The sequence below is a fragment of the Enterobacter sp. ZOR0014 genome (assembly GCF_000798855.1).
Classification (GTDB): Bacteria; Pseudomonadota; Gammaproteobacteria; order Enterobacterales; family Enterobacteriaceae; genus Enterobacter; species Enterobacter kobei.
Genome location: NZ_JTLF01000269.1, coordinates 1 through 3,818, shown reverse-complemented (window position 1 = coordinate 3,818; position 3,818 = coordinate 1). Strand labels below are relative to the sequence as shown.

The 3,818-nt window shown below is 54.5% G+C and carries 4 protein-coding genes; 1 reads left to right on the top strand and 3 read right to left on the bottom strand.

Going from position 1 to position 3,818, the window contains the following annotated elements:
• The first annotated feature begins 99 nt into the window (after positions 1-99).
• Complete coding sequence (locus tag L977_RS14085) at positions 100-531, top strand: hypothetical protein (RefSeq protein WP_047626015.1); 432 nt, start codon at positions 100-102, stop codon at positions 529-531.
• A 30-nt stretch (positions 532-561) separates the two neighbouring features.
• Here L977_RS14085 and L977_RS14080 read toward each other — a convergent pair whose 3' ends face one another.
• Genes L977_RS14080 through L977_RS14070 form a run of 3 tightly spaced genes read right to left on the bottom strand, consistent with a single transcriptional unit; the run spans position 562 to position 3,743 of the window.
• Positions 562-1,089, bottom strand: coding sequence for a phospholipase D family nuclease (locus L977_RS14080; RefSeq protein ID WP_047626014.1), 528 nt, complete (start codon positions 1,087-1,089; stop codon positions 562-564).
• Positions 1,082-1,828: a MobC family replication-relaxation protein gene (mobC, locus tag L977_RS14075; RefSeq protein ID WP_047626013.1), complete on the bottom strand. Its 747-nt coding sequence runs from the start codon at positions 1,826-1,828 to the stop codon at positions 1,082-1,084. The genes L977_RS14080 and mobC overlap by 8 nt, the downstream gene beginning before the upstream one ends.
• A gap of 16 nt (positions 1,829-1,844) precedes the next feature.
• On the bottom strand, positions 1,845-3,743 hold the full coding sequence (locus L977_RS14070) for a type IV secretory system conjugative DNA transfer family protein (RefSeq protein WP_047626012.1): 1,899 nt from the start codon (positions 3,741-3,743) through the stop codon (positions 1,845-1,847).
• Positions 3,744-3,818 lie beyond the last annotated feature (75 nt).

Sequence of the window (3,818 nt, the reverse complement as noted above, 5' to 3'; positions counted from 1 at the left end):
AAATGGCACGCTGCGCGCCCCTGCTGACCAGAACGACTCCGGGCAGTCCGAACCGTCAGGCGATACGAAGACGAAATTCACACAGACGGAGAAACGACCATGACGATGAACCTGCATACCCCGACAACCGCCCCTAAAGCTGCCCCGGCGACCAGCGTATCCCCGCTGGAGCAGTCAGGCTCCCCAAAAACGAAATGTCCTGAAATCAAAACCGTCAAAACGGCGGTGGTTAAACTTATCAGCGACATCGAGGACAACTGCTGCCAGCGTCTCGCATACCGCGAGGCCGTGACGGGACTGTGCCAGGAGGTGGCCAACCGTATCACGCAGTGCATGCATTCACGCAGTACAGGGCAGACGTTACGGGAGCTGCGCGAGCTACTTTCGGTAACGCTGGACACCATTATCATGGTGGAGTTTGAAGGGGAGCAGACCCGACTTAACTATGGCGGGAGATCGGCTGAAGACGTGATCGCCATGCTGAAAGCGCTGCATCTTGAAGGGCGTAAAGCCTGGCTGGAAGTGGAGTAAAAAAAAGCCCCGTCCGAAGACGGGGCTGATTCAATACCGGGCATTCAGCGGGGTGCCCTCATCCCAGAGGCGGTTAAATTCTCGCTGGTACGCCTCCGCCAGCTGCGGCGCATCCTCGATCAGCAGCACGTTTTCCGCGTTGCGCGAAACGGCGCTGGCCGTGTAGTTAAACGACCCGGTCTGGACGTTTTTGCTGTCGATCACCATAAACTTGTTGTGCATGATGGCGTAACGGCCGTTAAGGTGCACCGGTACGCCCTGGTTTATCAGATACGTCACGGCGGTGTAGCGGTCGCTGTTGGCCTTTTCGTCGGCCACCACGCGCACGGCCACGCCGCGCCGGTTAGCACCTGCGAGCGCCGTCGCGACCGGCTTACTGGTGAAGCTGTAGGCCGCGACGTCAATGCTCTGCCTGGCGTTGTTTATGGCGCCGAGTACGACCTCAAGGGCAGGGCGCCCGTCAGACGGTGAAAAACCCGCCGTCAGGACGGGCGCGGCAGTGGAGAAAACAGGCACACAAAGGGCGGCGGCCAGCGCCAGAAGGGCGGTTTTACGCATAGTTGTCCAGCTCCAGGCTTTTCAGTTCATCGAGGGTATAAAAGCGAAAGACATCCCGGTGTTTTGCCTCCAGTGGTACATGCTGGTTTTTCACGATCACGCTGGTAATGCTGTCAAAAATAATCTTCAGGGCGCGCTTTTTCGCCTCGTCCGGGGCGACGTAAAACACGTACCGCCATTTTTTATCGCTGATAGCCAGCAGGTGGCTCGCCATGATGGACTGATAGCGCGCCTTTGTTTTAATGCGTCGCTCGGTTTCAACGGCGATCAGCCTGCCGTCCGGCAGGCTGATAAGCCCGTCGGGACGGTGTTTGACGCTGTACTGACTGAGGAACGTTGAGCGGTCGCCGTTAATCCACCCCGTCGCGCCGTTCTTCTCCAGCGTCAGGCGCACGAGCTGGTTATCAAGGTGATGGTCGAGTGACCAGCCGGTCAGGCGGTAGGGTTCAAAGCGGGCGGGCATCACCTTATCGTCGTCTGTCAGGATCACGGCCAGACCGTCGGCAGTAATGCCCCAGATTGAGAGTTTTAAAGAATGGGATTCGTATACATATTTTTGAATCAGTCCCATCTTCTCAACCTTATTTAACAATGCATAGACTGATTTATGATTTTTGAAATCAAACAATAACTTTAGTGTGTTGAAGTCGCTGTAAGTTTCTTCTTTCAAAAAATTCAGGAGAATGCGGATTTTTTCATGATTACGTTCCCGGCGTTCGGTATTGTTCATTAAGAGCATAAAGCCTCCTGAAAATTTATAAATCCAGCAACGAATGAATTTCGTCACTTGGTGTGGGCTGTGATGCCATCAGCCACTCCTCGTCAGGCTGCACCGGAGGTGTAGGAATTGGCGGTACTGGGGGTTTCTTGGTGGCCGTGGTGCTGTCGGGAAAAATGTCAGGTGCCGGAGCTGTCGTATCAAAATCCAGATCCAGTACCGGTTTAACTTCAGCCACGGTAGCCGCTGCAACCGGCGGCAGAGAATACAGCTCCAGCGGGGCTTTTTTAACCTTGAGCGGTGAGATTAACGACGGGAACGCGAGCGCGTTCTGGCTGAAGATATAGCTGACGAACTTCGGCAGGTTCTGGAGCATATTGCTGTCGATGTAATAGCTTTCCGCCTGGCGAAGCATACGCTCGTTATCGACTTTTTCCGTCAGCACCGCCGTGGTGGTGACTTTCCGGCTTTCATCATCGACTAAAATCGTGCCCGACATGCGCGCAATCCATTCGGCGGTGTCCGGATCCTGAAGTTTATAAACCAGCTTAAACTTGCAGTTTTCCACGACCGCACCCACAACGGCGTCGCCGTTTAAATCCGCCGGACAGTCGCGCAGGTCGGCAATCGACTGGTGCGCCATTAAAATATGTACGCCTTTATCACGCGCCGCGCCTAACCCTTCGAGCGCAGGTTTTGACAGGTGATATTTCACCTCATCTTTAAAGATGGCGATGGGGCGGATATTTCCCGCGACGCGGTCGCGTAATTCCGCGAGCTGGAACAGGCGAACTAAAATCATGCGCTGCGCGGTGATGATTTTAGAGTTACGCATCGAGCCGATGATGTAGCAGCAGCCGCCTTTGTCGAAAATCTCCTTCAGCGCAAAACCGCCGGGCGCGTTAATGCTGTTGAGCATCGCAAGCTCCTCGGTTTTACCGTGAAAGGCTTTAATCGTTTCGCCGATGCCCTGGACATAATCGCCGTTATAAATATCCCGCACGGTTGCGCCCGGATTATCCTTCACGAACTGCGCCGCCGTTCTCGCCGCCTTGCGATCGTCGATACGGTAAAAATCCGCCGCCTCGCCTTTTTCCGCCAGGCTGAAACCGGCTACGAATAATTCCTCCAGATGATCGGCGGTGATACCGTCGATAAGGTTCATCTGGTATTCCTGCTTATTCAGATCGATAAGCACGAAGGGTTTTCCGGCGTCCGCGCACGCCTTTTTATACAGGTGCGGTGCCCACTCGTCGTTTTTGGGGTCGAGCACAAAAACGCCCTCGTCGGCGAGGATACTCTGATAAAGCAGAATACCGGTCACGACGCCCTTACCGGCACCGGTGGTGCCGATAATGTCGGCGTGCTGGGTCTGCCATTCTTTTAACGGAATATACTGCGGCTCGCCCTCGCGGCTCAGCCCGATAAAAACACCCTTATTCAGATCGATGTAATCCATCGGATCGTATTCGGTGGAGACGGGTAAAATCTCTTTTACCCGGCGAACGTCGGTTCTGCGGTCGCGCTCCATGCTGGTTTTTTTCACCATGCCACGTTTGACCTTGTCAAATTCAGGCGAGATCAGACGCCGTAAAATTACATGCAGAATAAACCCGGCGACGGTAAACAGCAGCGCCATTGTCCAGGTCAGCAGCGGCGGGCTGGCGATATCTTCCCGGCCATAAATGCGCTGTAAAAACCAGACGGCCACCGGCGCTATCGTGCCGAAAACAAAACAGATCATGGAAAGCAGAATTAAGATCCTTTGCAGAAACGTCGGCTTTTCCTGCCCGCCGTGTCTCGCAGAAAATATAAAAGGCAGCATGACGCCGGACAGCAGCGCTAACGCCAGCTGATGCGCCTGCAAAAAAGCAATAAAAGCCAGGACGGCATTTGCTACCGGCGACAGCAAATGATTCAGTTTGTCGAATATCACGTTATTCTCCTTAAGCGTTTCTCGCCTCACCGGCTCGCCTCATACTCTCGGTGAGAGGTATGTGGCGAGCCGGTG